Below are 26,974 nucleotides of genomic sequence, written 5' to 3'. Positions count from 1 at the left end.
AAACCTCTACGCGCCGCGCCGTTGGCTAGTCAGACGCGCCCCCACGCCACTCTTGCTGATGCCGACTACCGCGGCGATCTCTTTGTGGGTGCGTCCCTGTGAACGCAGGAGGTCAATCATCGCGATCTGCTCGGGGGAGATTTTCGCTGTCCCGACGTGATGGGGACGCATGTCCAAGGCGCGGCAGAGATAGCCGCTGTCCTGCCGGAAGCAGATCGTCACGATGCCGAGATACTCGTGCATGTCCTTCCCGTGACGAGTTCGAAGGTACTCAAGCAACTGCTCGGGCGGTTCCCACGGACGGGCTTTGCGAGGCTCCACTTCCTCTTCATGGTCGAGGATCTGGTTGCGTGCGTGTGCTCGCCATCGCTTCGTGATGAGGTCGAGGATTGCGGTGTCTTTCCCCATGAGCGTCTTGATGTGGGGCCGCGACAGTTCGTCGAAGTGGCGCAGGGCGATCCACATCTTGTCGACAGGTGCGAGATTGTCCCAGAAGTCCATGATGATGCCGTACGTGGCGGGCCAATGTTCGCCGTCCGGCCGACGTCGTAGGCTTGTGCGATCGTCGTAGAGGTCGTCGCGTTCGAATGTCTGCCCTTCATATTCAACCTCCAGGGAGACCGTTTCAGGGTCGGTACCTTTGCGGCTGAGTACCTTTTGGAGTTGCTGTTTGACGTGGTGCTTGAGGAAGTGGAAGAACAGGGGGTCGGTGTCGCGGGTGGTGTCGATGTCATCACGCGCCAGGATGTCCGGCCAGTCCTTGATGAGCTTCATCAGCTCGATCGCGGCGAGCTGTGTCAGGTCTTCGACCGAGATCAAGCAGTTGCCCCGCCGCTCCATCCATGCGTAGTTGTTGATGATGTGCGGGCGCAGCGTGGGCAGGAAACGGTTCAGCAGGTATTCGGGGTCGTCTGGGGCGATTCCTTCAGGACGTCGCGTTCTCCATCGCTTACTCAATGTAGGCTCCCCTTCCTCGGACCTGTATCTCGGCGCCGCTTCGGCTTGCGGTGGTGACGACGAGCAGACCTGACCGGGTCAGAGGGTCCGTCGTGTACTGCGGTGTGATCTCGAAGCTGCCCCGGTTGCCGCCGAAGTCGATCACCCCGGAGACGTCTTGACCTCCGGACCAGGTGTCACTACTGGTGACGAACGCGCGACCGGTGGCGGCGTGAAACCGCAAGTAGCTGCCGGCTGCGAGCGAGGGATAGGAGAACCAAGACCCCGCAGCGTCCGTGACCTGGATGGCGGTGGCGGCACCCCGAACTCGAATGACTGCATCAGGGATAGGCGCGGTGATCCCGGTGAATGCGGTGAGCGCGACGGACGGTCCGCTGAGAGGGGTGGCGGAAGTCGTACTCTCCACGGTGTCGCGCCAGTACGCTCCGGGATAACGGATCTCGAAGGCGGCGTCGACCACGCTGCCTTCGTAGCCGTAGAGTTCAGGGCTCATCTCGACGAGCTCGAAGACGACCCGCCGACCGGGCGTGGTGCTGCTCTTGAGATAAGTGCCACCCGCGACGAGGGCGACGAGCGCTCCGAGACGATCACGGCCGGTCTGCACGACCAGTGTGGGGCGCGGCGCTTCCAGTCGGCCGGGAAGCGCGACGCCGCCGTCACGTCCGGCAACTGACAACTCTGCCCGGTCCCACGTCAGCTGAGGCACGGGCGCAGACAGTGACCGAAACACCCAGCCGTACGCGGGGTTGTCGAGGGGAATGTCATCGATTGAGTACGTCACAGGCCCAGTCCGATCATCTGAGAGGCTTGCCACGCCTCGGCTTTCACGTCCGGGGGTGCGGGTGCGAGAGAGCGGGCGAGCCGCGTGGCCGCGTTGTAGGCACCCTGGGCATTCAGGGCTCGAGTGCGTGCTTCGGTGATCGCGACGTCGGGGTCAGTGCTGGCCGCGGACTGCACCTGCAGGTTCATGGTGCCTAGCTGGAAGTCCCACTTCACGGACGTTATGAGGCCCGTCAGAACGTCTCCCACGAGGTGCGCTTCGAGGGTCATGCCGGGGAGCACGTCGAGGCGTGCGCGTGCGGTGACCGTGAGGTCTCGCCCGCGCCGAACAGTGCGCGAGAGGATGCTTGCAGCAAGATTCGAGGAGGGCGCCGCGCCACCGATCTCGATGACCAGGCCCTTAGTGTGGGCGGTCTTCTCGGCCGCGTACTCCCACCGCTCCGTGTAGCTGCCGCTGGGGATGTCGCCCCTAACGATGACGCCATCGGCCCAGTCGCCATCGCGAGTGATGGCTTCCTCGAGGTCGATGATGATCGGGTCTACATCGACGGGAAGTGTCTCGTCTGCAAAGGAGGCGAGCTTGGCGGTCGCCTGAGCGCCCGGGAAGGTCGGCGGGTGGTCGCGGTCGGCGACGTACCATCCGAGCCCCCAGAGGTCCAGGAGGCGCACGCCGTGCGACGACATGTCCGACTCGGTCAACCGGAAGTAGTTGTCGCCACTGGCGAGCTCGACGCGGTCTGGCTTGCGCGCAAGATAGGCCGTAGCGGCTGCATCGGCTGCGGTCACCGTGCCGTTCCCGAAGACTTCGTCGAGGGTCCAGTTCGCAAGGTCGGCACCCGTGTAGACGGGATGCGCGGCGATCGTCTTCGAGGTCAGGTTGATGCGGTCGAGGATCATCGTCTCGCCGCCTTCTACATCGACGGTGACCGATTCGAGGCGGCGACGGATGCCACGGACGAACATGCGGGCATAGGCTCCGGGGAGCGTGCCGGTGCGAGGTAGCCAGCCGATCGTGTTGCCAGCAAGGTCGAGTTGGGTGATCCGCCAACGGACCTGCCCGCCCGTCGCCGGGTCGACGGTGCGCGGGTCGAGTGCGGCGAGCACGGTCGCTGAGACCGACGAGAGCGTGAGCGTCGCCGCCGTGTAGGCGCGCCGGTCCTTGTCGGACGATGGCGAGATGTCCGTGACGGGCAACGGCTTCCAGCCGCCTGCAGTCCAGTAGTCGGCGACGAACTGGTACTTGACGGAGGTGGGCGACGGGGCAGTCATTCGATCACCTCGCGGTAGGGGATCTCGACGTCCCACGAGCTGTCGGCGTTCTCCCGGATCGACAGCTCCCCGCCTGAGACCGCGAACAGGGTCTGCGCGGCCGTGGCGCCCGCCTTCGTGAAGAGGTACAGGTACGGGCCGGTGAACCACTCCAGCGCGGCGGATGCCGCTGCTGATGTCGTGAAGACGGCGACGAATGTCCCAGCTCGGCCGCGTACGGGCAGGTGCGTGACGCGGGTGACATCCGACTGGAGCAACTCGTGCACGATAGTGCGCGTTGACCGGGACGCGAAGTACGGACCTTTGACGAGTGTGGGCGTGAGATAGTCGATGACGGTGGTGTCGCCATCGGGCTCGGTGAACAGTCGAGTGAACATCAGGGGATCTGCCCTCCACCGCTCACCGTCACGCGCCCGTTCAGGCGGAACGATTTGCCGTCGTTGTGCGAGATGAAGTTGTCGACGGCCCTCTGTGCCTCGTACACCGACGCGCGGGTCTGCAGGACGATGTCGCGGCCATTGAGGTGGTCGATGACGCCGTCCGTGTCGCCCTTGAATCGGGACACGTCAGCGGTCGCCTGGCCGGTCTTCGCGTCGATGAATATCTCGGTGCCGTCCGGGAGGGCGACGACCTTGTTCCCAAGCTCATCGACCGCAACGCCAAGCTCCTTCTCGCGGTCGATGAGCGAGAGAAGAGAGTTGCTCGCGTCGTTGGCCTGCTGTGCGCCAGTCGCCATCGCATCGGTGTGGCGCCTCCAGGCCTCCTCAGCCTTGGTCAGCTCGACCTCTTGCGGGGTGAGCGCGAGCAGCGCGGACCCGTTCGCCTCCGCGGCCTCCTGTGCCGCCTGAGCATCCTTCTCGGTAGCCTCGCGCTTGCGATTCAGCGCGTCCTCTACGACCTGGATTGCACCCGCGTTTCCGGCCATCGCGAGCATCGCATCCGAAACCGTCGTGCCCCAGAGCTCTGCGTTCTCGGTAGCTTCCTTGTACTTGTCCGCGTCGGTGGCGATATCAACGATCGCGGCGGACTGCTGGGCGGCAGTGGCCACGCGCTGACCGGACTCGACGAATCGGTCAGCCCACTCGGATGCGAGCTCAGCGGCCTTCTCTTCCGCCTCGTGAACACTCTCGAATCCGGCAGCGGCGAGTCCGATGCCGGCCGCAGCGGCGATGCCGGCTACAGCCCCGGCAGGACCAAACCCGGCGAACGCGTTCGCCGCAACCTCTTGGAAGGCATCAGCGATCGACTCCGCCGAGCCGTCGAAGGATGCGGCGGCTTCTCGCGCCGTGCTGTTCGCCTCGTCGCGGAACTCGTCAACGCCGTCCTTCGCCTTGTCGAACGCGCGCCGACCCTTGTCGCCGACGTCGTCCATCGAGTCAGCCGTACGATCACTGGCACGCTGCGCATCGCGTAGGGCATCCTCGAGCTTGTCGAGATCGCGAGCGGCGTCGGTGCCCGCGTCAGTGTCGCCGAGCTTCTTCAGCGCCTTCTCTGCGTCTTCCGTGGGCTTGATCAGACCACTCTTGATCTGGTCCTCGAAGCCTCGAGTATCGGCACCGACACCGATCTCATGCACCTTCGCCATCAGCGCTTCCCATCGAGTGCGTCGAACAGGGCTCGACGGGCGGACTGAATCGCAACCGACGTGAGCCGGGGGATTGCCTCACGGGCTGCGCGGTAGACGACGTTGCCGCCACGGCGAGGTGCGCCGAAGACGTTGCCGAGACGACGCTTGTACGTCTTGCCCTTGCGAGAACGCTGGGTGACGACCTTGCCCGGGTTGGCTCCGAACTCCGCACCGAACGCGACCGTCGACACAGCCGCACCGCTAGACATCTTCCCCACGCCGCCCGACCGCAGATAGATGTTCCGGGTGGCGACGCCGACGCGGGCGGTGTTCACTAGGGCACGCTGTTGGATGCGACTGTTCGCGCGACCCCGAGTCTCTTCGAACCAGATCGGTTCCGCGTTCGACCGCATGAACGCGGTGACGTGCTTGCGCGCCTCTGCGGGAACAGCCCGCAATGCAACGAGCACGTCCCGCAGAGGCGAATCGATCAGAAGACTGATCCGCCCCGAAGCCACGGTCAGGCTCCGGCTGGAGCGAACGTCGGCTGACCGTTGATCGGCAGGTTCACCGTTGCCTGGTGGATCGCTGAGGCCGCTCCACCGAACTGACCGGCGAGGACGCGAGCAGTGAAGCTCGCCACCTGTCCGCCGTCGTCCGGCGTGTAGGTGAACGTCTTCGTCTGACCGTGCCACTCGATGAGCTTCTGCGAGAGGCTGGCCGGCGTCTTCCAGTCCTGGTTGTAGCCGACCTGGGCGACCCACGTGTTCGCCCCCGCGAACTGCGTGACGCCGCCACCGATGTCGGTCACGGCTGCGGTGGGTGCAGTGGGGACGAGCGCGCACGAGGTGACTGCAGCGGTGTAGTCGTCACCGTTGACGGTGAGAGAACCGGCTGTTCCGAAGTACGCGGCGTTGGCAATGGTGGGCATGATTACTCCTTGGAGCTGGTGAGGACGATGGTGTGAATGCGCCAGACCCACTGACCGGACTCGAGGCGCTGCTTCTCGGCCGAATCCCAGAAGATGTCGGACTGTGCGTCGAGAACCCGAATGAGCGAGAGCACCAGCACATCGACATCGTCCTCACCCTTGTCTTCTGCTGACATGGGCGAACCGAGCACGATATCGATCGCGGCGGCGACCTGACCCGGGCCGAGAGCCTGGCCGTTCGCGGAGGACTCAAACCGGGTGAACTCGAAGATGATGAGTGGCGACCGATACTCCACGGGCGGCTGCTTGATGAACGCGGAGATATCCCACTCGGATGGCACCTCAGGTGCGAGCCGGGTCTTGAGCTCCGCCCTGACGCTGGCAAGGTCAGAAAACACGAGCGACTCCCGACTGTGGGCGGATGATCTTCTGGATCTCCCGCGAGAGCGGCCGCGGTACGAACGCAAAGCCGTCCGGGCCACTAGAGTCACCGATGATCCGGCCAGCGTTGAACAGGTTCTTGGCCTGCTGGAGCTGGGCGAAGACGTACCGGGAGGGGATTGCCGGGGCGACTTCGCCCAGCGCGGCCACGACGAGGGAGATCGTGGCCGCGGGGTAACCGAGGACGTTGAGGAGCTGCGAGACCTGCTCGGCGGGCGTCTCCGCTTTGGCGTACGCGAGCACGTCACCGCGGGAGACATCGAGGAGCATCTCTAGAACCTCGGGGTCGATGGTGCGCGCGTCGGACCAAGCATCCTCGATGCGAAGGTCCGACGCGCTGTACCACTCCATGATCAGGCTGCCGCAGTACCGATGAAGACCGTGGCCTCGGGGCGGACGACGAAAGTCTCCAGGAAGCCGACCGTCGCTCGGTCGACACCGAACTTCGCGACGTTGAGTGCGTCGATCTGGATGGGCGTGGTGCCCAGTTCGCGGAACTCGATGGCGTTCTTGGAGCCCGCGATGACCTGCGGGTCGGTCGCCTTGGTGCCGATGAAGGCAGACTGCGGAGCCTTGCGGACGGTGATCTTGCCGTCCACGTTGGCCTCGCCCGTGCCGACGCCGACTGCGAGCGAGACGAACTCAGGCAGGAGATCCTTGGGGGTGAAGATGAGCTGCTGCCACAGGACCGGGTTGACGACTGCCCAGGCCGGGTCGTCGTCCGCATCCGAGATCGCCTCGATGGCCTGGATGAGCTGAACCACGCCGGGGTAGTAGGCGGAGTTGGCCGGGGTGCCTGCGGGCAGCGAGCCCGGAGCGACACGACGGGAGAGTGCGGCGCCGTCGTCGCGCGATGCGACGCGGAACATCGTGGCCAGGGCCTCTTCGTCGGTCACCTTCGCATAGGAGTTGGCCACGCCCTTCCAGAAGGACTCGAGGATCTCGGCACCACCAGAGAGGTAGGTCCACTCCGCTGCGACGTCAGCCGCGTATCCGAAGCTGTCGCGGGTGCTCTCACGCTTGGAGGTGGAGGCGGAACCAGTCGGCAGCTCCGTCTTCTCCTGGCCGCGCTTCTGGACCAGGGCGGTGCCCTGGTCCATGCGGAAGCCGGCGCGGCCACCGATCTCGATGGGACCAAAGGTGTGGTTGTTGAGCGGCAGGTACTTGCGGACGTAGTCCTTGCCCTGCCACAGCTTGCCGACCCAGGCGGGCTGAACGACGCCCTCTGCGGGAAGCGCACCCGTTCCGGTCGTCTTGATGTCAGCGAGGGCGAAGAGTGCGCCTTCGTTGTCCTCCACCTGAACGCCCGCCTTCACAGCGGCCATGGCGGAGAAGACGGCGTGAAGGTCCACATCGTCGGTCTTGGTCGCGACGCCAGGCGTCACGAGGGGTGCGGGGGTCTGGCCCGCGGCGGATGCAGTCATGGTCTCCTCCTCGGAGTCCTCAGGGTTGTCCTCGTCCGCGGGCGCGGATTCGGAGTCGGTGATCTTGGTGACGGTGGTCTCTCGCTTCGAGGTCTCGACGCGACGCCACTTGACACCCTCGTCGTCGGTGAACTCGGTGGTGTACTCGGAGCTGCTGGAGGACTCCGGAGCGGAGTATTCGTCGGAGGACGGCACCTCCTCCGCGAACTCGGCATTCACACCAGGAGCAAGCGAGAAGAGGGCTGCGGACTCGAAGGCGCCTTCGGTGCAGACGGCAGCTCCGGTGAGGCGGGAGCGGACGGCCTTGGCTCCGGCGCGCATGAGCGACCCCAGTTCGGCTGACAGCTTCCGCTTCGTCGGGTTGGCCAGGTATGCGTCGCCCTCGTCGGTGTTGAAGATCGCGAACTCCGCGACGACTCCGGCATCAGTGACCTCGAGCGAGGTGGCGCGGCCGATGGGGTTGAAGCGGTCGTGTTCGTCATTGAGGGTCACGGCGCTGGGGTCGCGGGGGACCGATACGGACGCAGCGGAGAACATCACTGGTTCCGTCTTCGAGAGGTTGGGGCGGCTCAGCTCGCCGAACGGGAGCAGAAGACCGCGAACGGTGCGGGTGTCAGGAACGCGGGAGAATAGTCCCGCTTCGGTGGTGGTCATGGCTTTACCTCCGTGGAGGCAGCGGAGTCGCCCGCCTCCGGGTCGATGGACAGCGGGGCGGGTACTGCGAAGGCGGAGGCGTCAGCGCGGACCTCTGCGCCCTCGCCCACCACGTCGTCGGCCGACAGTGCGGCGGCGATCGCGACCGCGTACTCGGCAGAGCCGAAGGTCCACAGCTCTGAGGCCTCGCCGTTGACGTTCTGATACTGAACGTTGCCGCCGCCACCGCCCTCCTTCGTGGCTCCAACAAAGTTGAGCGGGACGCCTGTGTGCATGGCGAGGTCGATGCGGACGGAGTTCTTGGCCTCTTCGAACAGGTCAAGCGAGCCGGATATCCCGCGTTCCTTCACGTCGATGTATGACGGCGTGACGGAGATCGACGAGTTCTTCCGACCCTCTCTGTAGTTCTGGATTAGGGCGCGCGTCTCCTCAAGCTCCATGCCGTCGTAGGAGCTGTCCGTGACGTGCAGCTCTGTGGCGGCGGGCGGACTGTCCAATCGGGCCTGTCGGGCGAGCTCGATCTTCCGGGCCTGCCGGATGGAATCGATGCCGTCGACCAAGAGTCCGGAACTACCCAGCGGCACGACGACCGCCCGCATCCGGTACTGAGCCGGGACCGACTCGTCGATGCTGATGGCCTGGGTGGCACGGTCGATGGACCACAGGTTCCGCGGAATCGTGATCCAGTCGTAGACCAGATCCTCGGTATCCAGCCAGCACCCGAGCACGCCGAAGCCTTCGAAGTACAGCTCCTCGACAAGCTGCTTCACGGCGAGCCACCGAGACATGCCCGGGTAGGAACACGAGCTGACCCAGTAGGGCTGCGTCTCGATGCGAGCTGCGGGGGTGCCCGCTGCGTACTTCTCAAAGCGCAGCTTGGTGACCAATGCCTGATGTGCAGCCAGTGCGCGCCTCACCTCGGGCACCCGACGAGCGACTGGACGATCGACAGCTTCGCCAGGGAGCTGTCCGAAGTAGTCGGACACGATGGCCTGCGCGAGGTGATCACCGGAGTACGGGGACGCGAGCATCGGGGCTGCGGACTGAGTGAGTCGCACACCCCCGGTGAGGAACGAGAAAACTCCCAAAGGCTGATCCAATCTAGGAGAAGCTAGACTGATCTTACCATTCTGCGCAGTCTTACGGGGGTAGGCTGCGCAGAATGCTCAGCCGTAGCGGATTGCACTCGCCAGGTTGGCACCCTCGCGTTCGTCGGAAAGCTTGTACGCCGCCAGGGCGATCGCCTCCAAGCCGGAGATATCCAAATCCTCCTGCCCCTTCGGTCGACCCAGGGACCAACCGGAGCCGTAGTTCCATCCGCGCTTCACCGCCACCTCAGCGGCAGAGGTGAGTTCGGGCTGGTCGAAGTGGCGAAGCTTGCCCTCGTTGAGAATCTTCGTCAGGTTGATCGCCGCGCGCGCGACGTCGGCGGACAGGACCGGGCGCTCGGCCGGCGCGCGGCGAGCCTCGCGGACGCGGCGTACCTCCACCTCCGTGGCGGCGGTCTTCGAGTCGTACACGATGTCGCGCTTGTGCTTGCGTGCGAGGTCGAGGAGCTTCTGCGCGAAGCCCTCCGTGCCCTTCTGATGGTGCAGGAGACCGACGTGCACGGTGTCGCCCGGGCCTGCCCATGCCGCACCGATCGAGGCATAGGTACCGTCCGGGTGCACGAAGGGGACCATGCAGAAGCGCGCTGGTGGCGTCGTGCCTGCCGAGCTGAGCGGCAGCGTCGAGGCCTGCCACTTCGGTTGCGAGAGGAGAGCGGTGTTCGATCCCTCCAAGGCGAAGACGGAGAGGATCTCGGCTGGGAACTTCTTGCGCATGGCCGGAGTGTCCCAGTCCTCACGGATGACCTCGAGCGGCGTCGTCCACCCGATGCCCGGATGCACCCGCTGCACATGCTCGCGAACCTTCGCTCGCGGGTGATCCTCGGACGGCTCCCAATCCTCCAGCTCCTCGGGGTCCACGTCGTCGGGGAGACCGTGCCGAAGGATCGCCGCCCTCGGGTCCGTGAGCGCATCCCACAGGAGCTGACCCGAGCGGAAGGCGCCCGCGGTGCCAGAGAGCACGAACTGCGCCTGGTGGCGCGTGTGCAGCGTCGGGCGGATAGCGGCGACCAGATCCTCACCCAACTCCAACTCCGCCTCACCCGCCTCATCGACCCACGCGACATCGAACGCGTTCGATCGGAAGCCATCACCAGACGGGGCGTACACGTCGAAGCTGGACCCGTTGCGGAACAACAGGCCCTCCGACCCCTTCGACAGGCTGATCTTCACGAACTCCTCGCGGCTCTTGACGTCCGGATACAGACGCTGCAACGGTGCCGCCACGTCCTTCTTGAACCGCTCACCCGCCTTCGCACCGGTCGTCGCCAGCGTCCAGCCCACCAGGTAGTCCTCCCGGAGAGAGCACCGACCGAGAAGCGTGGCCTGCACGGCGGTCGTCTTCGTCGTACGCCGCGGCTCCAAGATGCCGTTGACCTTTCGGCCGACGTTGAGCGTGTCCGCGATCGCGAGCTGGATCGGAGTCGGCCCCACGATCTCCCCGGCATAGTTCCTCCGCTGATCGAGTCGCAGCATCCGAGCGCCCTCGAGGAACTCACGCCGAGACTCCTCGGTCGTGACCATCCCCGTGGAGTGCAGCGGCTCCGGGATCAGCGAGCGACGCTCCAGCCACGTGGCTTCGTTCTGGAGGTCAGCGAGCGTCGGGTGCTTCATGGTCTCTCATCTCGGGGGAAGGGGCGTGAGGTTAGCCGGAGGCGGGGGTTGTGGCGATCTGTGCTAAAAAAACTCAGGCCCACGGGATCGGCTTGAACGTCGCATTCGTGTTGCGCTTGGCGTTGGTGATCGCGGCGCCGAGCTTGCCACCATGTGCACGGTTGCCGACGCACTGGCCCGTCTTGCTGCGGTGCTCGGGTGCAGCGTTGTCGATACCCTCGCCGCCGTTGGGGTCGAGGTGCCCGACGTCGAACACCACCTGGTTCTCCGAGTTGATGGGGAGTAGTCCACCGCACCGCCAGCACCCCACGCTGTCACCGCGTGCGTGGGCTGCTCTGACCTGAGATCGGATCGTGCGCGTGGTGCGGGACCACTCAGGGCTCCTGTGCTTCTGGGTCATGTCATCTCCGATCTGTCGCCCCGCACGAGTGCGCACTCGACGCAGCATCCGATCGCGAGAGACGAGGTCACGTGTTGCGCGAGGTCGGGGTGAGTGCGGGCTAGGACAGGTGCACCGCAGTGGCACTGGTACCGACTGGGCCGTTCGTTGGCTGTCGAGGGATTGTTGGTCATGCTGCTCTGCTCGAATCGTCTGAGTTATCCACAGGGGCTAGTGAGGTGGTTCCGTTGGGCCGTTCTAATTCCTCTTGTCCCTCCTGTGTCTCCTGTACTCCTAGGGGGGACTGTGAACGTCCCCCTACTGGAAGCTCACAGTCCCCCAACCGGGACGCTCGGCGTACCCCTGCGGGAGACGCTCGGCGTCCTCCAACTTTCCGGCGTCGGTACTCGACTGTCCGCACCGACGCCGTCGCATCGAGTACCAATCCGTAGACTGCTCGGCGCCCGTTGCCACCCACGCGTAGCCGTTCGATCGCTCCAAGCTTGACTAGACCGTTCAGCGCAACCTTGACGGCCTTGAACGCCGCGTCTCGCTCAAGCTCGGCGCCCTCGTCCTCCGACGTGTAGTCGGGCACGCGACGTCCGAGGATGAGAGCTGACGCTTCTCTGGAGTCGTAGTAGCGAGGGGGTCGATCTGCGTCGAGGGCGGTGAGGCACATGCCGACCAGCAGCCGGAACTCATTGGGGTTCAAGTGGATGTCGGCGCCGTACGCCAACGCTCGACCGACTAGACCGGCGCCCATCTCATCACCTCCTCGCTTGCTGTCTCTGGACGACGACTCTGGATCAGGTCACTCACCAGCCGCCTCGAGCGGCAGATAAGCGTCTGCCCGCGGGGGTGAGTGCAGCCAGCAGCAGCGGTGTGCGCCGCGGTGTCCACGGTCGAGCCCGCATCGGTTGCCATTGCGCAGTAGTTCGCGGCAGATCAACTCATGGCCTCACTCTCGCTAAGGTTCGCTTCGGTGAGGTTGAGGATGTCGGCGCCCCACCTCGTCGCCATGTAGAGCGCGAGGACGGCCATGACCTCCTCGACCATCTCGGCATCGTCCATCCGGTCTTCGCATCGCAGCAGAGTCATGTCGGTCATCCCTGCGAGGCCGCTGACGTACTGCAGGCTCAGGCCGAGACCTTCGCGGATCTTGCGTAGGTCGACGTTTGGCCGAAGTGTCCATCCGCTGCGGTTGAGTGCGTCTTCGATGCGGTTCGCATCGGAGTAGTCGCGTGCACGTGTCGGCCGAGGCATCCCGCCCCAGAACGGGTTCGATTTCATCCGTCTATCTCCCTCAGGTGATCATCGGTACCGACCGGGCGGCGAAGGGTCCGCTCCTTCGCATTGGTGGTGGCGCACTCGATGCCCATCCACTGGAGATCGTTGGCGAAGGTGGCCACCTGCTCGGGCGTGAGCTCGGTGAGATCCGGCCCGGTCCAGACATTCAAGACCCACCCGAGTTCCGGGTACTTGATGTCCTTGCAGATCTCGATCTCATAGCCGCCGCGCTCGGTCAGCTGGTTCTCCAGCACCTCGAGGGAGTGGTTGACGGCATCGTGTTCGTGGTATTCCTCTCGGCACCGAGGCTCTTCGCACGGGTATCCCCACTCGGAGCCGAACCCGACGAGCATCGCCGCTTCGGACTCCTCCTCGACGATCACGCACGCAGGCTTGACCTCCTTGATGTGATCGATCTGGTAGTTGGGGTATTCGTAGGCCCAGCCCTCATCGCCATCCTTGAAGGTGTGCCGCACCCACCCATCCATGCGGCCGGACATAGCGTCGGCCACGACCCTGTCGAAGTAGCGGAAGTCGTGCTGGACTGAGCCCTCGTTCATGTAGGCAGTGAACCGACGAACGCCGTCGCGACACGTGCGGATGTAGAGGTCACCGGCGCTGCGGAAGGTGTCGCCGTCTGGCGTAACGAAGTCCTCGTCGCGAGGCTTCTTCGAGAGGATGTACCGCACCTCCAGTCGCGAGATGCCTTCCTGCTTAGCGAAGGCGGTTTCCTCGGCGGTGAACGGCGCCCGATTGCGACCGAGGGTTTGGCGATCCTTGACCGGCAGAGCGTCGGGGGTGTGTGTTAAGGTGTTCACGAGTTGATTTCCTTTCGAGGGATCAGAGACCTCGACGCCCTGGCCGGCGTTGGGGTCTTTTTCTTTTGTGGTGGGCATCAGGACGCCTCCGTGAACGCAGCTTCGATGAACTCGTTCAGGTCCGATTCGCGGACCATCCGGCGCCCGCCGACGCGCCCTGACTTGAGCTGAGCGCTCGCGATGAGGTGGCGTACAGCCGTGGGTGATCGATGCAGGCGTTCGGCGACCTCATCGACGGTGAGCAGGCTGATGATGACGGCCTGGGTTGCGATGGTTGACATCAGTGTCCAATCTCTAACAACAGGACGAATGGTCACGTCCCTAATGAATGAGTGTACGACGTTTCTCGCAACCTGACAACAACCCGAGAGCATGTGCGCCAAACGTCCCGTTGTCCTAGGCTGAGCTTCATGCATTGGGAAGATGGATTCCGCGCGAACATGAAGTCGGCCCGTGAGGCGATCGGCATGACTCAGACCGACTTGGCGCATCGGCTGAAAGACATGGGGCTGCCCTTCCATCAGCAGACCGTCCAGCGGGTTGAGACCGGCTTGCGTCCGGTTCGTCTCGACGAAGCGTTCGCAATCGCGATGGTGCTCGGCGTCATCGACATGAAGGACATGGTCGATACGGAGACCTCGGTGACGCTCGAAGCTGTGCGTGGGCACATGCGGCGCCACCGTCGCGACCTCGAGTCCGCTATTCAGGAGTACGAACAGGCAAGGGCATCGTTCGCCGCGCTCATGGATCAGATCCCAGAATCGGAACAGAAGCCGTGGGATGCAGAGATCGCCGAGTCCACGCTAGCCATGACAGCCGAGACCATCGCGCAGGATTGGCGCGAGCGCAATCCTGACTTCGCCGCTGAGGTATTCGAGCGAGCCGAGGGGCGCTGGCAGCAGCTCTACCGCGGTAAATGAGCTGATGGCATCGATCAAGCAGAGGCCCAACGGGGTCTGGCGTGCCCGCTACCGAGATCAGAACGGCAAGGAGCACACCAAGCACGAGAGGACGAAGCGTGCGGCCCAGCGGTGGTTGGACGAGCAGACAGCGGCGATCGTCACCGGTCAGTGGGCAGACCCCGGGGCCGGCCGAGCAACCTGGGATGAGTGGGTAGCTCGCTGGATCGGGATGCAGGTGTGGGCAGACGGCACGGCGACATCCGCGAGGACCGCCGTAGAGTCCGTCCCGTGGCGCCTCAAGGCCATCCGCGACGTGAAGCACGGCGATGTGCAGACGTGGGTGACGAAGGAGTCTGAGCGCGGTCTGGCGGCGTCGACGATCCGTACTCGCCTGAACTACGTGCAGATGGCGTTCCGTGCCGCTGTAGACAACCAGGTGATCTCTCGCAACCCGGCGTCGCGAGTGAAGACGCCGCGCATCCGCAAGCGCGAAGCGACGATGAAGATCCTCACCGCCGAGCAGGTGAACGCAGCCCTCGACGCTGCGGGTGACTTCCGGCCGTTCGTCGCTGCGTGCGTCTTCGCTGGGCTACGGCTCGGTGAAGCCGCTGGGCTGCAGGTCGGTGACGTGAACCGAGAGGTCAACACGATCTCCGTGCGGCGGCAGGTGCAGGGAACGTCGATCCCTACGACGACGATCACCCCGCCGAAGGCAGGCTCCGAGCGCGAAGTCTTCGTGCCGGTCGAGCTCGTCGACATGCTCAATCCCGGACCCGTTCCGTTCCCGGGAACGGAACGGGAAGATGGTTCCGGTTCCCGGGAACCGGAACCATTCCTGTTCCGCACGCCGCTGGGCCACCTATACAACCGCAACAGTGCGGGCGAGGAGTGGCGGCGTATCCGCCGAAAGCTCGGGCTGTCGGAGGACGTGACTATCCACACGCTGCGCCACACGTTCGCATCGAACCTGATCGCCTCGGGCTGCGATGTCGTCACCGTGCAGCGTGCCCTCGGCCACTCTCAGCCGTCGATCACGCTAAACGTCTACAGCCACCTGTGGCCGTCAGCGGAGGACAAGACGCGCTCCGCGACGGCCACATTCATGGGGCTAGTTCTGGGTACTGCGGACTCCTCGCGGACGCCCACCTAGAAACGCCTGATCAGACGGGGTGCTTACCGGTAGTTGATGAACTGCAGGTCGAGATCGAGGTCCGAGCCCTTGAGGAGGGAGATCACGGACTGCAGGTCGTCGCGGCTCTTGGACTGCACGCGCAGCTCGTCGCCCTGGATCTGACTCTTGACTCCCTTGGGGCCCTCATCGCGGATGATCTTGTTGATCTTCTTCGCGTTCTCCGACGAGATGCCGTCCTTGAGCGTCGAGACGATGCGGAACTCCTTGCCGCTTGCGAAGGGGTCGCCCGACTCGAGGCTCTTGAGCGAGATGCCTCGCTTGATGAGCTTGGACTGGAAGACGTCGAGAACGGCCTTCGCGCGCTCCTCGGTGCCGGCGATGATCAGGATCTGCTCACCGCTCCAGGCGATGGAGGAGCCGGTGCCCTTGAAGTCGTAGCGCTGCTCGATCTCCTTGCGCGCCTGGTTCAGAGCGTTCTCGGCCTCCTGGTGATCCACTTTCGAGACGATGTCAAAGGAACTGTCAGCCATGAGGAAAGTGTATCGACACCGCCGTTTTCATGCTTGCTTGGAAGCGCTTCCACCACACCTCACCCGACATTCCGCGATCACAGCTTGATATCGAAGGCAAGTTGCATTGCGATTCCCGTTGATCTCGTTGCATACTGTAAGCGCTTGCAGTCCTGCAGGCCACCAGCACTTCAGAGAGGCACACACCAATGAAGGTGAACAAGAGGGGCATCGTCGCCGCCGGCGTCATCGCGATCGTTTCGACTCTTACGCTTGCCGGTTGCTCGACCGCGACCGATGGCGGCGACTCGGCCGAGGGCGAGAGCAGCGGAACGCTGACCGTCTGGGTCGACGCCGAGCGCGTGGACGCGCTCCAGAGCGCCGCTGACTCCTACGAGGAGAAGACCGGAGTCAAGGTCGAACTCGTGGGCAAGTCCGTCGACGACATGAAGGACGACTTCATCCAGCAGGTGCCGACCGGCAAGGGCCCCGACGTCGTCATGGGCGCGCACGACTGGCTCGGCGAGCTGTCGACCAACGGCGTCGTCGCACCGCTCGAGCTCGGCGACTCATCGGCCGACTACCTGCCTGTCGCACTCCAGGCCGCGACCTACGACGGCACCGTCTACATGCTTCCCTACGCGGTCGAGAACATCGCCGTGCTGCGCAACGCCGACCTGGTCCCCGCTGCGGCGACGAGCTTCGACGACATGGTCTCGAAGGGCACCTTCGTCGTCGAACAGGGCACCGAGGGCAACCCGTACCACCTGTACCCCTTCCAGACGGCGTTCGGTGCTCCGGTCTTCGGCACAGACGACTCGGGCAGCTACGACTCGACCGACCTGCAGCTCGGCAGCGAGGGCGGCTTCGCCTTCGCCGACTGGCTCGCCGCTCAGGGCGCAGCGGGCACGCTGAACACCGACATCGACGGCGAGATCGCCAAGCAGCAGTTCCTCGACGGCACCGCGGCCTTCTGGCTGACCGGCCCGTGGAACGTCGGAGCCGCGACCGAAGCGGGCATCAACGTCGCGATCGACCCGATCCCGAGCCCCACGGGCGAGACCGCGTCGCCGTTCGCCGGCGTCAAGGGCTTCTTCGTGAGCTCCGAGTCGAAGAACAAGGTCGCCGCGAACGACTTCCTCGTGAACTACATCGGCACCGAAGAGGTGCAGCTCGAGCTGTTCAAGGCGGGCAACGTCCTCCCCGCGCTGACGGCCGCTGCCGACTCCGCAGCCTCCGACCCCATCATCGCCGGCTTCCAGGCCGTCGGTGCGGACGCCGTCCCGATGCCCGCGATCCCCGCGATGGGCTCGGTCTGGGAGTTCTGGGGTGTGGCTGAGGCCGCGATCATCAACGGCTCCGACCCGACGACGACGTGGCAGAAGCTCGTCGACGACGTGACCGCAGCAATCAAGTAAAGGCACCCAGCACCATCCCTGCCGGGGCGGACCTCGTCCGCCCCGGCAGCTCGACGACGGGGACGAGATGACAGAACTCGCTGAGCCCACGGCTCCACTGAACAAGCGCCAGCGCCAGGCGGCGAAGATCGCCGAAGCCGCGTCAGGCCCCATCGGCTGGATGCTGCTGAAGATCCTGCTGCTGGCGATCGTCGACGCCATCGCGCTGTACGCGGCGTTCGTCCTCTTCGGCCAGCAGGAGTGGCTGGTGCTCGGCCTGGTCGTGGCCGTCACCGTCCTGGTCAACTACATCTACTTCTCGCGCAAGCGAATTCCCGCGAAGTACCTGACCCCCGGGATCATCTTCCTGATCATCTTCCAGGTGTTCACGCTGCTCTACACGGGGTACATCGGCTTCACCAACTACGGCACCGGGCACAACGGCACCAAGGATCAGGCGATCTCGTCGCTCCTCGCGTCCGCGCAGGAGCGCGTCGAGGACTCGGCGACCTATCCGGTCACGGTCGTCGAGCAGTTCGGCACCTACGGCCTGCTCGTGACCGACCCCGAGTCGGGTGACGCGCTGCTCGGCACCGCTGAGCAGCCCCTGCAAGAGGTCGACGCCGAGTTCGAAGGCGATCAGGCCGTGGCCGTCGAGGGCTGGACCACGCTCCCGCTCGCCAAGGTGTTCACCCTGTCGGAGGAGCTCGAGAAGCTCTCGGTGCCGTTCAGTGAAGACCCCAACGACGGCAGCCTCCGCGCTCCCGACGGACAGAAGGGCTACCTCTACGTCTCGACGCTCGAGTACGACGCCGAGGCCGACACCATCACCGACACGACGTCGGGCGCGGTGTACTCCGACACCGGACAGGGGTCGTTCATCGCCGAGGACGGCGCCGAGCTGCTGCCCGGCTGGCAGACCACAGTCGGGTTCGACAACTTCGTCCGAGCGGTGACCGATGAGAACATCCGCGGTCCGCTCATCTCGGTGACCATCTGGACCTTCGTGTTCGCCCTGCTCTCCGTCGCGACCACGTTCTTCCTCGGACTGCTGCTCGCGCTGGTCTTCAACAACACGCGGATGCGGTTCCGCAACGGCTACCGGATCATCCTGATCCTTCCCTACGCGTTCCCGGCGTTCCTGTCGGCCCTCGTCTGGGCGGGCATGATGAACGAGAGCTTCGGATTCATCAACCAGGTGATCTTCGGGGGAGCGGACATCCCCTGGCTCACCGACCCGAACCTCGCGAAGGTGTCGGTGCTCCTGGTCAACCTGTGGCTGGGCTTCCCCTACATGTTCCTCGTCTGCATGGGGGCCCTTCAGGGCATCCCGGAGGACGTCAACGAGGCGGCGGTGATGGACGGCGCGAACCCGTGGCAGGTCTTCCGCCGCATCAAGCTGCCGCTGCTGCTGGTGACGGTCGCGCCGCTGCTGATCTCGTCCTTCGCGTTCAACTTCAACAACTTCAACCTGATCTACATGCTGACCAAGGGCGGACCGCGATTCGAGGACGTCAGCATCCCCGTCGGGCACACCGACATCCTGATCTCGATGGTCTACAAGGTGGCGTTCACAGGTCAGTCCCGCGACTACGGCCTCGCCTCCGCGTTCACGATCCTGATCTTCATCGTGGTCGCGACGATCTCGATCATCAGCTTCCGCAAGACCAAGGCCCTCGAGGAGCTGAACTGACATGAGCACCACGGATACCGGCACCGCCCGCCCCGTCGCCGTCGCGCAGGACCTCGCGCCTCGTCGCCGCAGCTTCGGCGCGTGGTTCGCAGACACCGGATGGCGCCATGTGGTCGCCATCGTCGTGAGCGCCTTCGCGCTCTTCCCGCTGCTGTACGTCGTCTCGGCGTCGCTCAACCCGAAAGGCACGCTGACCGGCTCGAACCAGCTGTTCTCCGCGTTCGGCTTCGACAGCTACGTGCGCATCCTCAGCGATCCGCAGAACCCCTATGGACTGTGGTTCCTGAACACGCTGGTCATCGCGGTGGTCACCGGTGCGGTCACCGTCTTCATCGGCGCCCTGGCGGCATATGCCTTCTCGCGCATGCGTTTCGCGGGTCGTCGCATCGGCCTCGTCACGATCGTGGTCGTGCAGATGTTCCCGCAGCTGCTCGCCGTGGTGGCGATCTTCCTGCTGATGTCGACGCTGGGGGACTGGTTCCCCGCCATCGGTCTGAACACGCACACGGGTCTGATCCTCGTGTACCTCGGGGGCGCGCTGGGCGTGAACACCTACCTGATGTACGGGTTCTTCAACACCCTCCCGATGGAGCTCGACGAGGCGGCCCGCATCGACGGGGCGGGTCATGCCCGCATCTTCTTCACGATGATCCTGCCTCTGGTCGCGCCGATCCTCGCGGTGGTCGCGCTGCTGTCGTTCATCGGCACGGTCAACGAATACGTGATCGCGAGCGTCATGCTCGTCGACGTCGACCAGCAGACCCTGGTCGTCGGGCTGACGAAGCTCGTCGCGAACCCCCGCTACGCCGACTGGTCGGCGTTCTCGGCCGGCGCCGTGATGGCTGCGATCCCGGTGATGATCCTCTTCCTGTTCCTCCAGCGGTACATCGTCGGCGGGCTGACGGCCGGCGCGACGAAGGGCTGATCGTCCGTCATGGTCGCGTCGTTCCCGGCGTTGCGATCACCGGCGATCCGCCGGCGGGTCGTAGCGTGATGGCATGACGCGTGTCGGAGGGCGGAACGTGGTGATCAGCTGGATCGCCGCAGTGCTGTGCATCGGCGTGGTGGGCGCTCTGATCTGGTTCTCGATGCCGATAGTGCCGGTCGTGGCCTCGTTCGTCGGCGACACCCTCCGCTCCACCCTTCCGTAGCGGTGCCGTCGGGCCCCGTCCGGCGGCCGAGGCGCGCGATCACGGGCTCGGCGACACGTCGGCACGCCTCCGCCGAGGCGCGGGCGGGCGGCGGTAATCTCGCAGAGCACACATCCGATGAGAGGCGCACCCATGAGTGACCCCGAGGTTCCCCAGCCCGAGCGGCCGAAAGACGTCAACGACGTCGTCGACAGCGCGAACGCTGGACTCGACGACGCCGCCGCAGCGAGTGCAGGCGTGCACGGCACGCCCGCGGACCCCACGCACGAGACGTCGGCTCCGGCACCGACCCAGCCCGTCGTCGACCCCGATGTCGCAGCCTTCGAGGCTGCCGAGAACGACCACCCCGGCACCTTCTCCACGCCGGAGCTCAACGACCCGAAGTACCTCGACGACGCAGACGACACGACGAAGTCGTGGAACACGGATGTCGACGCAACCGCCGCGTACACGCCGCCTGCGGCGCACGAGCAGTCGGCACTGGCCGGAGCCGCCTACGCGTCGGCCGACCACACCGAGACCCGGATCGTCCCCTCGGAGCCCGCAGCCGCCGAGCCGGTCGTCGTGCCGGTCCAGCAGCAGCCGATCTTCGTCCAGGCTCCTGAGCCGCCCCGCGAACGCGGCAACCGCGGCACCGCAGGCGCGATCGGTCTGCTGGCGACCATCGCCTTCGCGATCCTCTACCTGGGCGCGACGCTCGGCCTCCGCGCCGTCGCAGGCGACATCACCGGCGAGAACATCGGCGAAGCCGCCCTCGCTCCTCTGACGACCTGGGGCTTCTGGGTTCCTGTGGTGGTGTTCTTCCTCGGATTCTGGCTGCTGGGTGCGTTCATCAACCGCGGGCGCTGGGGACTCTGGGTGGTCTTCGGCATCATCGTCGGTCTCATCGCCTATGGCGGCCACATCCTCGGCGCTCTCTTCGAGGCGCCCTTCTGGCTGCTCACTGCTCGGGAGGGCAGCGAGCTCATCGGCGCGCAGCTCTTCCACCCGCTCGCCATCGCGGCATTCGTGTTCGCCCGTGAGCTGACCATCTGGTTCGGCGCGTGGGTCGCCCGCAGCGGGGCGCGCAAGACCGAGCTCAACGCCGAAGCGCAGCGCGAGTACGAGCGCACGCTCGAGGCCGGCCCGACGCTGGCGAGGTAGTCACGAACATGTCATCACCGAACCCCCGTGGACCCGAGTCCCCGGGGGTTTCGGTCATTCTGGCGCTGGTGCTCGCCACGATCAGCTTCTTCGCCCTCGCCGTGTTCGGTCTCGGCGCGGTGAGCATCGCGACCGACAGCGACATCATCGCGGTGCCTGGCCTCGGTCCGCTGCCCGGTGCGATCGCGATGCTGGGGGCGGTGGTGGCGTTCGCACTGTCGCTCTGGTCTTCGCTGCGGCGGACGCGACCGTCGTTCGTATCGGCACCGGGGGTCGCACTGGCCGCAGCGCTCGCGCACCTCGTCGTCGTGTGGATCGGCGTCGCCGCCGCCAGTGGCGACCTCGTCGTAGCGACGGCCGTCGCGGGCGACCTGGTCCGCGGGGGTGCGAGCGCAGTTCTCCTCGCCGCCGCCGCGATCGCGGCCTGGGGTGGCATCGCCTTGCGCCGCACGCGCGCACAGCATCCGCAGTGGCCCTGGGAGCACGACGAGGACGAGTGACGCCCCGCCGTGATGCGGGAAATCTCCGCGTCCGCCGCGCCCGCGCCGTACGCTCTACGTGTGGAGCGCTCATTGGAGACGCAGGTCGACCAGGCCGTAGAAGCCTGGTTGCGCTGGGTGCCGCGCTGGGAGCCGGCGACCCATCGCGGTCGGGTCGCGCCCTGTCGACGTTGCCTGGGGTCTCCGATCCTGTCTGCGGCGGGTATCGGCGCGAACACGCCGCACGGTGTGCAGCACGGCCTGTCCACGCGGATCAAGACGATCGTCGATCACGCGGTGGCCGAGTACACCGCCAGGAACCTGCCGATGCTGCAGCGCGAGCTCGACCAGCAGGCGGCGCGCAATCGGGCGCGCAGCTACCGTCCGGCTGACGGCCTTGATCCCGAGTTCGACGGGCTGCCGCTCGACCCGGAGCCGGTTCCGGGCGCGCCGTTCCTCTTCACGATCGCCGGGATGGCCGACGAGGCCGTGGCGGATCTGCCGCCGCTGCCCCCGTTGAGCGACGAGGCGAAGGTCGCTCTGCGGCAGGAGGTCGCCCTCGCCGACGAGTACGCGAACATGGTGGGCCGTGAGATCTGCGGCATCCTGCTGCGTCACCGCCTCTACATCCAGGCGGCGATCTCGCAGCACGTCGAGCCCCAGATCGAGGCGCTGCTGGCCGAACTCACCGACTCTCTCGACTCGCCGTTCGACGCAGATCAGTCGTAGCGCCCGCATGCGCCGCGCCCCCGTGCGTCAGGGGCGCTGCCTGCGGATCCGCTGAGAGCCGTGCTTGTCGCTGGCGCTGTCGCGCGTCCGCTGGGTATCGTTTTTCGATAGATACCCATTGGCGATCGATAGGGCAACCCATGCATCCTCGTGTCACTCGCGTTCTCAAGGCGCTGATCATCGTTCTTCTCGCACTCCTGCTGGCGAGCCAGACCCTGGTCATCCCCGAGGTGGCCCGGATCACGGCCCAGCGCAATCCGGACGTCGCGTGGCTCGAGGTCCCCGGCGTCATCGGTGCCGTGCTCTTCCTCGCCCTGATCCAGGTGACGCTCGTATGCATCTGGTTCCTGCTCTCGCTGGTGCAGGACGATCGCATCTTCCGTGTCGAGGCGTTCCGCTACGTCGACATCATCCTCGGCGCTCTCATCGCGGCCGGAGCCGTCATCCTCGCGTCATATCTGGTCATCGTCGCCAGCCGTGCCGTGTCGCTGTCGCTGACACTGCTCGCGGTGCTGGGCATCGTGGTGAGTGCGGCGCTCGCGCTGCTGGTCGTCGTGCTGCGAGGTCTGCTCCGCAAGGCTCTCGAACTCGAGCAGGACATGTCGGAGGTCGTCTGATGCCGATCGTCATCGACCTCGACGTCCAGCTCGCGATCAAGAAGATGAGCGTGCAGGACTTCGCCGATGCGATCGGCATCACCCCGGCCAACGTCGCCGTGCTCAAGAACGGTCGAGCCAAGGCCGTGCGCTTCACGACCCTCGAGGCGATCTGCCGCGTGCTCGAATGCCAGCCCGGGGACATTCTGCGCTGGGTTCCCGATTCCGAGGAGCAGTGATGACCACCATGTCGGCCCCGGGCGCAGAGGCGCCGTCGATCACCTGGGGTGAAGCGGTCGCCCGGCATCTGCTCGACGGGGGGACCTGTCCGGTGTGCCAGTGGACGCTGGACGGCGGATGCTGTGCGCGATGCGGTTCCGACCTTCGTGGCCCGATCGGCATCGAGATCTGGAAGGCGTCGCTCGCGGCTGCCGTCGCGATCCGCGCTCGGGACGAGACCCTCCGTCGCGTCCCTGTCGTTCAGACGGCCATCGCCACGACGCGGGTGACCGTCCCCATGGCAGAGGCGCCGACTCCCGCGACGGCCAAGGCGGCCGGGCCGCCACCGCCCCCGCCTGGCAGAGACGCGCGGAGCGCAGAGGCATCCCCGCAGAGCAGCGCGACTCTGCAGTCCGTCCTGGCGACGGCCGGGGCCGGGCTGTTCGCCGTCGCAGCGATCGTCTTCACCTATTTCAACCCCGATCTCGCGGATCGCGCTCTGCGCAGCGTGATCGTGGGGTTGATCACTCTGCTGTTCCTCGGCGGTGCCTGGCTGCTGTCCCGCCGCGGCCTGCGCTTCTCCGCCGAAGCGGTCGGCGGCCTCGGCCTCGTGTTCGCCGGCCTCGACGTGCACGCGGTCGCCCAACTCGCCGCGCCGGAGATCGACCCCTGGGGCACCGCGTCGGTCGCCACTGCCGTCGCCGCGCTCGCGGTGCTCGGAGTCGGCAGGCGCTTCGGCATCCGGATCTGGCAGTGGACCGCGGTGGTGGCGCTGTCGGTCGCGCCGGCGATGCTCGGCGCCGCCGGCGGCACCCCGCTCTCGGGCGCCGTCGGCGCGATCGGCGTCGCGTTCGCGGGTGCCGCGATCGTCGAGTGGATCAGGCTGCCGCTGGTCGAGCGCACCACTCTCGTCGCCGTGCAGCTGCTCGCCGTCGCCAGCGCACTCCTCCTGCTGGTGAGCCTCGACGGCGATATGACGACGACGCTGTTCACCGCGAGCGGACTGCTCCTCCTCATCGCAGCACACGCCGTGATCGCCGCAAGACGCATGCTCCGACCGCTGTGGGCGTACGCCGCGGGAGCGATTGGGTCCACGGCGCTGGTGCTCGCCGTCTGGGGAGTCCCCGGCATCCGCGAGCTCGACATGACGTGGCACTTCGCCATCGTCCCGGGGGTGGCATCCGTCGCGCTGGTGCTGGTCGGGGTGCTGGCGCCGCTGCCATCTCGCGTGCCACGCGCGTACACCGTCGCGGGGGCCTTGACCGTGTTCGCCGTGCCGTCAGCCGTGCTGCTGATGCTCGCCGGAATCACCGGCGCGACGACCGTGATCGCCTTCCTCCGACAGGGCCCGGTGCTGACCGGCGGGGGCGTCGCGGGGTGGGGAGGCCCGATCGGGCTCGTCGCGGTCAGCGGTGGTCTGGCCGCTTACAGTGCGCTCGCCCGCGGACGCGACGGCGTGCGGTTCTTCGCCGCGACCGCGTCGCGACTCGCGGTCGCCTTCGCCGTCGTCGCGGTGCTCGTGCTCGGCTGCGGCGGTCTGCTCGTGCTGCCGGCGTCCGTCGCCGTGCTGATCGGGATGGTCCTGGCGATCTCGGCGATGCTGCGGTGGATGCCTCACCGGATTGCAGGCAGGGGCATCCGTCCGATCCTGCTCCTCGCCGCTCATCTCGCTCTCGCCGCGGCGGCGATGGTGGCCTGGCGTGAGCCGTCGATCGTCCCGCCGGCCGGGGTGGCGACCCTCCTCGCTGTGGCCGCGCTCGCAGCCGTGCGTCCTGCCCGGTGGCGATTCCTCTACGTCGGCGCCGGCTTCGCCTACGGTCTGGTCCTGGTGGCGACGGCGCTCGCAGAGAGCGGCGTCGACGGCATCGCCCAGCTGTGCCTCACTGCGTCGTCCGGCCTGCTGGTCGCCATAGCGGCCACCCATCTCACGGCGATCGGCGCTCGCTCATGGCAGGCGATCCTCGTCGTCTCGGCGGTGCCGTTCGGAATCGGAGTGCTTCAAGTCCTGATCGAGCGCAGCGGCTGGACCGCGCTCTCGACCGGGCTCATGTCCGTGCTGGCGATGACGTTGCTGCTCACCCGGCGACCGGGGCTCACACTGCTGGTCCGCTCGATGGCGGCCGCGATGCTCGTGCCGACGCTCGCCGTGGTCGTCGTCTGCCTCGGTGCGCAGCTCCTGGCATCGAGCGGATCTCCGATCGTCCTGCCGATCGTGGCTGTCATCGTCGCGCTCGCCCTCGCATCCTCCTCGCTCGTGAGTGATCTGCTCGTCGCCAGAGGCCATCCCGCGCGCACGGTGAGCGCCGCTCGCGCCGCCATCGAGGCCTCGGCGCTGCTCACCGGAGCGATCGCGACGGCGCTGTCTCTCGAACGCGAGGCAGCCGGCCTCGGTACGGCTCTCGTGGTGCTGCTGATCATCGGTCTCGGAGCGGTCGCCGCCGCACTCTTCGCCGCTCGTCGCTATGCGTGGCTGGTCGCCGGGGCCGCATTCACGGGCGCCCTCTGGTGCACCTGGGGCATCGCCGGCGTCGACGTGCTCGAGGCCTACCTCCTGCCGCCCACTCTCGGGGCCGCTCTCGTCGGTCTGCTCCTCACGCTTCGCGGTCGCCGGTCGACGGCGCTGTTCTCCGCAGGGGTCCTCACCGCCGTCGCCCCGCTGCTCGCGGCCGTCGCGTTCGCCGGATCGTCTGCCGATCAGCCTGCTGTCGCGTGGCGGGTCGGCGGGCTTCTCGCCGCGTCGTGGGCACTGCTGGTCTCCGAGATGCTTCTGGGCAGGGTTCGGGCAGGGTCCCGCCTGCACCGACTGGGCGCTCTGCGCGTTCCGATCCTCGCGGCCGCGGCACTCGCGGCGATCGTCGGGCCGCTGCAGGGCGTCCGCCTCGGTCTGGGCTGGGATCTGGCCTCGGTCCACGGGCTGGCCCTCTTCCTGTGCTGCTTCGGGGTGAGCGCCGCCGGAGCCTCGGCTCTGCTGCTCGCCGGCCGCGGGATCAGACGTGCATCGGCCGAGAACTCGGTGCTGCGCACCACGAGGTGGCTCGGCGCACCCGCTGCATTCGCCCTCGCGGTCGGCACCTGGTTCGCGATCGAGCGCGACTGGTTCTCGATCTGGCCGATGTGGATGCTGATGCTCGGCTACCTCGTGGCGACCGTCGTCATCGCACACCGCGTGAGCCGACGCGAGACCACGGCCCCGCCGGTGTGGTTCCTCTTCGCCATCGCATTCGTGACCGCCGTCGTGGCGTGGAGTCCTCGGGATCTGCGCGTCGAATGGTTCTCCCTGCCACTGGGGGCGTTCCTCCTGCTCGCCGGAGCACTCGCCCTGCGACGGCAGCCGTCGGAGTTCGGCGGCGCGCGCCCCACGCTCGACAGCTGGCCGGGCCGCTGGACCGGGTCCTGGGCGCTGCTCGCGCCAGGCATCGTCACGATGATGATCGCGTCGATCGTCTCGACCTTCACCGACCCCCTGACCTGGCGAGCGATCCTCGTGATGGTGCTCGCCCTGATCGCGATCCTCGTGGGCTCTCGCGAACGGCTCGCCGCGCCGTTCCTCCTCGGCCTCGTCGTGCTGCCGGTCGAGAACGTGTTCGTGTTCTCGGTGCAGATCGGGCGGGGAGTGGAGTCGATGCCCTGGTGGATCACTCTCGCGGTGATGGGTGCCGTGCTGCTGATCATCGCGGTCACCGCCGAACGTCGAACGGGGGAGGGGAGCGGCGTGGCCGCGCGCGTCCGGGATCTGCGGTGAGCGCGGCAGGACCGCGGCCGCCATTTGACCACCAGGTTACGTGGCATTACACTTG

At 66.3% G+C, this 26,974-nt stretch carries 29 protein-coding genes; 12 read left to right on the top strand and 17 right to left on the bottom strand.

Going from position 1 to position 26,974, the window contains the following annotated elements; genetic code table 11:
• Positions 1 to 6 precede the first annotated feature (6 nt).
• The 16 genes from ACIP5T_RS17270 to ACIP5T_RS17195 all read right to left on the bottom strand — a co-directional run bounded on the left by ACIP5T_RS17270 (position 7) and on the right by ACIP5T_RS17195 (position 13,508).
• Complete coding sequence (locus ACIP5T_RS17270) at positions 7 to 957, bottom strand: hypothetical protein (RefSeq protein ID WP_400866165.1); 951 nt, start codon at positions 955 to 957, stop codon at positions 7 to 9.
• Positions 950 to 1,633 carry a hypothetical protein gene (locus ACIP5T_RS17265; protein WP_400866162.1) on the bottom strand — a complete coding sequence of 228 codons (684 nt, stop codon included), beginning with the start codon at positions 1,631 to 1,633 and terminating at the stop codon, positions 950 to 952. Before ACIP5T_RS17265 ends, ACIP5T_RS17270 begins: the two co-directional genes overlap by 8 nt.
• Positions 1,634 to 1,734: 101 nt before the next feature.
• Positions 1,735 to 3,006 (bottom strand): hypothetical protein, encoded by a 1,272-nt coding sequence (locus ACIP5T_RS17260; protein ID WP_400866159.1) that lies wholly within the window; start codon positions 3,004 to 3,006, stop codon positions 1,735 to 1,737.
• Positions 3,003 to 3,383, bottom strand: a complete 381-nt coding sequence (locus tag ACIP5T_RS17255) for a hypothetical protein (RefSeq protein WP_400866157.1) — start codon at positions 3,381 to 3,383, stop codon at positions 3,003 to 3,005. The genes ACIP5T_RS17260 and ACIP5T_RS17255 overlap by 4 nt, the downstream gene beginning before the upstream one ends.
• On the bottom strand, positions 3,383 to 4,591 hold the full coding sequence (locus tag ACIP5T_RS17250; protein ID WP_400866154.1) for a hypothetical protein: 1,209 nt from the start codon (positions 4,589 to 4,591) through the stop codon (positions 3,383 to 3,385). The genes ACIP5T_RS17255 and ACIP5T_RS17250 overlap by 1 nt, the downstream gene beginning before the upstream one ends.
• Positions 4,591 to 4,908: a hypothetical protein gene (locus tag ACIP5T_RS17245; protein WP_400866153.1), complete on the bottom strand. Its 318-nt coding sequence runs from the start codon at positions 4,906 to 4,908 to the stop codon at positions 4,591 to 4,593. Before ACIP5T_RS17245 ends, ACIP5T_RS17250 begins: the two co-directional genes overlap by 1 nt.
• Before the next feature lie 185 nt (positions 4,909 to 5,093).
• Complete coding sequence (locus tag ACIP5T_RS17240; RefSeq protein WP_400866150.1) at positions 5,094 to 5,504, bottom strand: hypothetical protein; 411 nt, start codon at positions 5,502 to 5,504, stop codon at positions 5,094 to 5,096.
• 2 nt (positions 5,505 to 5,506) lie between these two features.
• Positions 5,507 to 5,902, bottom strand: coding sequence for a hypothetical protein (locus tag ACIP5T_RS17235; RefSeq protein WP_400866148.1), 396 nt, complete (start codon positions 5,900 to 5,902; stop codon positions 5,507 to 5,509).
• A complete protein-coding gene (locus ACIP5T_RS17230) occupies positions 5,892 to 6,296 on the bottom strand; it encodes a hypothetical protein (RefSeq protein WP_400866145.1) in 405 nt (134 codons plus the stop codon). Before ACIP5T_RS17230 ends, ACIP5T_RS17235 begins: the two co-directional genes overlap by 11 nt.
• A gap of 2 nt (positions 6,297 to 6,298) precedes the next feature.
• Positions 6,299 to 8,023: a hypothetical protein gene (locus ACIP5T_RS17225; RefSeq protein ID WP_400866142.1), complete on the bottom strand. Its 1,725-nt coding sequence runs from the start codon at positions 8,021 to 8,023 to the stop codon at positions 6,299 to 6,301.
• Positions 8,020 to 8,793, bottom strand: a complete 774-nt coding sequence (locus ACIP5T_RS17220; protein WP_400866139.1) for a hypothetical protein — start codon at positions 8,791 to 8,793, stop codon at positions 8,020 to 8,022. Before ACIP5T_RS17220 ends, ACIP5T_RS17225 begins: the two co-directional genes overlap by 4 nt.
• Positions 8,794 to 9,189: 396 nt before the next feature.
• Positions 9,190 to 10,743 (bottom strand): hypothetical protein, encoded by a 1,554-nt coding sequence (locus tag ACIP5T_RS17215; protein WP_400866136.1) that lies wholly within the window; start codon positions 10,741 to 10,743, stop codon positions 9,190 to 9,192.
• Positions 10,744 to 10,816: 73 nt separating this feature from the next.
• Positions 10,817 to 11,143, bottom strand: a complete 327-nt coding sequence (locus tag ACIP5T_RS17210; RefSeq protein ID WP_400866133.1) for a hypothetical protein — start codon at positions 11,141 to 11,143, stop codon at positions 10,817 to 10,819.
• Between the two features lie 924 nt (positions 11,144 to 12,067).
• Positions 12,068 to 12,412 (bottom strand): hypothetical protein, encoded by a 345-nt coding sequence (locus ACIP5T_RS17205; RefSeq protein WP_400866131.1) that lies wholly within the window; start codon positions 12,410 to 12,412, stop codon positions 12,068 to 12,070.
• Positions 12,409 to 13,305 carry a hypothetical protein gene (locus ACIP5T_RS17200; protein ID WP_400866128.1) on the bottom strand — a complete coding sequence of 299 codons (897 nt, stop codon included), beginning with the start codon at positions 13,303 to 13,305 and terminating at the stop codon, positions 12,409 to 12,411. The genes ACIP5T_RS17205 and ACIP5T_RS17200 overlap by 4 nt, the downstream gene beginning before the upstream one ends.
• On the bottom strand, positions 13,305 to 13,508 hold the full coding sequence (locus ACIP5T_RS17195; RefSeq protein WP_400866126.1) for a helix-turn-helix domain-containing protein: 204 nt from the start codon (positions 13,506 to 13,508) through the stop codon (positions 13,305 to 13,307). Before ACIP5T_RS17195 ends, ACIP5T_RS17200 begins: the two co-directional genes overlap by 1 nt.
• A 129-nt stretch (positions 13,509 to 13,637) precedes the next feature.
• Between ACIP5T_RS17195 and ACIP5T_RS17190 the strand changes: the two genes are divergently transcribed.
• Positions 13,638 to 14,147 carry a helix-turn-helix transcriptional regulator gene (locus tag ACIP5T_RS17190; protein WP_400866124.1) on the top strand — a complete coding sequence of 170 codons (510 nt, stop codon included), beginning with the start codon at positions 13,638 to 13,640 and terminating at the stop codon, positions 14,145 to 14,147.
• Between the two features lie 4 nt (positions 14,148 to 14,151).
• Positions 14,152 to 15,279: a tyrosine-type recombinase/integrase gene (locus ACIP5T_RS17185; RefSeq protein ID WP_400866121.1), complete on the top strand. Its 1,128-nt coding sequence runs from the start codon at positions 14,152 to 14,154 to the stop codon at positions 15,277 to 15,279.
• A 23-nt stretch (positions 15,280 to 15,302) separates the two neighbouring features.
• On the opposite strand, the gene ACIP5T_RS17180 is transcribed toward ACIP5T_RS17185, so the two are convergent.
• Complete coding sequence (locus tag ACIP5T_RS17180; RefSeq protein ID WP_042538692.1) at positions 15,303 to 15,791, bottom strand: YajQ family cyclic di-GMP-binding protein; 489 nt, start codon at positions 15,789 to 15,791, stop codon at positions 15,303 to 15,305.
• A 188-nt stretch (positions 15,792 to 15,979) separates the two neighbouring features.
• On the opposite strand from ACIP5T_RS17180, the gene ACIP5T_RS17175 reads away from it, so the two are divergent.
• From ACIP5T_RS17175 to ACIP5T_RS17130, 10 genes are all read left to right on the top strand, one after another.
• Complete coding sequence (locus tag ACIP5T_RS17175) at positions 15,980 to 17,188, top strand: extracellular solute-binding protein (protein WP_400866118.1); 1,209 nt, start codon at positions 15,980 to 15,982, stop codon at positions 17,186 to 17,188.
• A gap of 67 nt (positions 17,189 to 17,255) precedes the next feature.
• Positions 17,256 to 18,860, top strand: a complete 1,605-nt coding sequence (locus tag ACIP5T_RS17170; RefSeq protein ID WP_400866116.1) for an ABC transporter permease subunit — start codon at positions 17,256 to 17,258, stop codon at positions 18,858 to 18,860.
• 1 nt (position 18,861) lies between these two features.
• On the top strand, positions 18,862 to 19,785 hold the full coding sequence (locus ACIP5T_RS17165; RefSeq protein ID WP_400866113.1) for a sugar ABC transporter permease: 924 nt from the start codon (positions 18,862 to 18,864) through the stop codon (positions 19,783 to 19,785).
• A 73-nt stretch (positions 19,786 to 19,858) separates the two neighbouring features.
• Positions 19,859 to 20,011: a hypothetical protein gene (locus ACIP5T_RS17160; protein WP_400866110.1), complete on the top strand. Its 153-nt coding sequence runs from the start codon at positions 19,859 to 19,861 to the stop codon at positions 20,009 to 20,011.
• A gap of 132 nt (positions 20,012 to 20,143) precedes the next feature.
• Complete coding sequence (locus tag ACIP5T_RS17155; RefSeq protein WP_400866107.1) at positions 20,144 to 21,154, top strand: ABC transporter; 1,011 nt, start codon at positions 20,144 to 20,146, stop codon at positions 21,152 to 21,154.
• A gap of 8 nt (positions 21,155 to 21,162) precedes the next feature.
• A complete protein-coding gene (locus tag ACIP5T_RS17150) occupies positions 21,163 to 21,654 on the top strand; it encodes a hypothetical protein (protein ID WP_400866105.1) in 492 nt (163 codons plus the stop codon).
• A 60-nt stretch (positions 21,655 to 21,714) separates the two neighbouring features.
• The gene (locus ACIP5T_RS17145) at positions 21,715 to 22,362 is read left to right on the top strand and encodes a spermidine/putrescine ABC transporter substrate-binding protein (RefSeq protein ID WP_400866103.1); all 648 of its coding nucleotides are present in this window, start codon (positions 21,715 to 21,717) and stop codon (positions 22,360 to 22,362) included.
• Positions 22,363 to 22,502: 140 nt separating this feature from the next.
• Positions 22,503 to 22,979, top strand: coding sequence for a DUF2975 domain-containing protein (locus ACIP5T_RS17140; RefSeq protein WP_400866101.1), 477 nt, complete (start codon positions 22,503 to 22,505; stop codon positions 22,977 to 22,979).
• Positions 22,979 to 23,197 carry a helix-turn-helix transcriptional regulator gene (locus tag ACIP5T_RS17135; protein ID WP_140037917.1) on the top strand — a complete coding sequence of 73 codons (219 nt, stop codon included), beginning with the start codon at positions 22,979 to 22,981 and terminating at the stop codon, positions 23,195 to 23,197. The genes ACIP5T_RS17140 and ACIP5T_RS17135 overlap by 1 nt, the downstream gene beginning before the upstream one ends.
• On the top strand, positions 23,197 to 26,919 hold the full coding sequence (locus tag ACIP5T_RS17130; RefSeq protein ID WP_400866098.1) for an SCO7613 C-terminal domain-containing membrane protein: 3,723 nt from the start codon (positions 23,197 to 23,199) through the stop codon (positions 26,917 to 26,919). The genes ACIP5T_RS17135 and ACIP5T_RS17130 overlap by 1 nt, the downstream gene beginning before the upstream one ends.
• The last annotated feature ends 55 nt before the right edge of the window (positions 26,920 to 26,974 follow it).

This window comes from Microbacterium sp. NPDC088619 (assembly GCF_044752825.1).
GTDB lineage: Bacteria > Actinomycetota > Actinomycetes > Actinomycetales > Microbacteriaceae > Microbacterium.
This window is presented reverse-complemented; position numbering and strand designations above follow the sequence as displayed.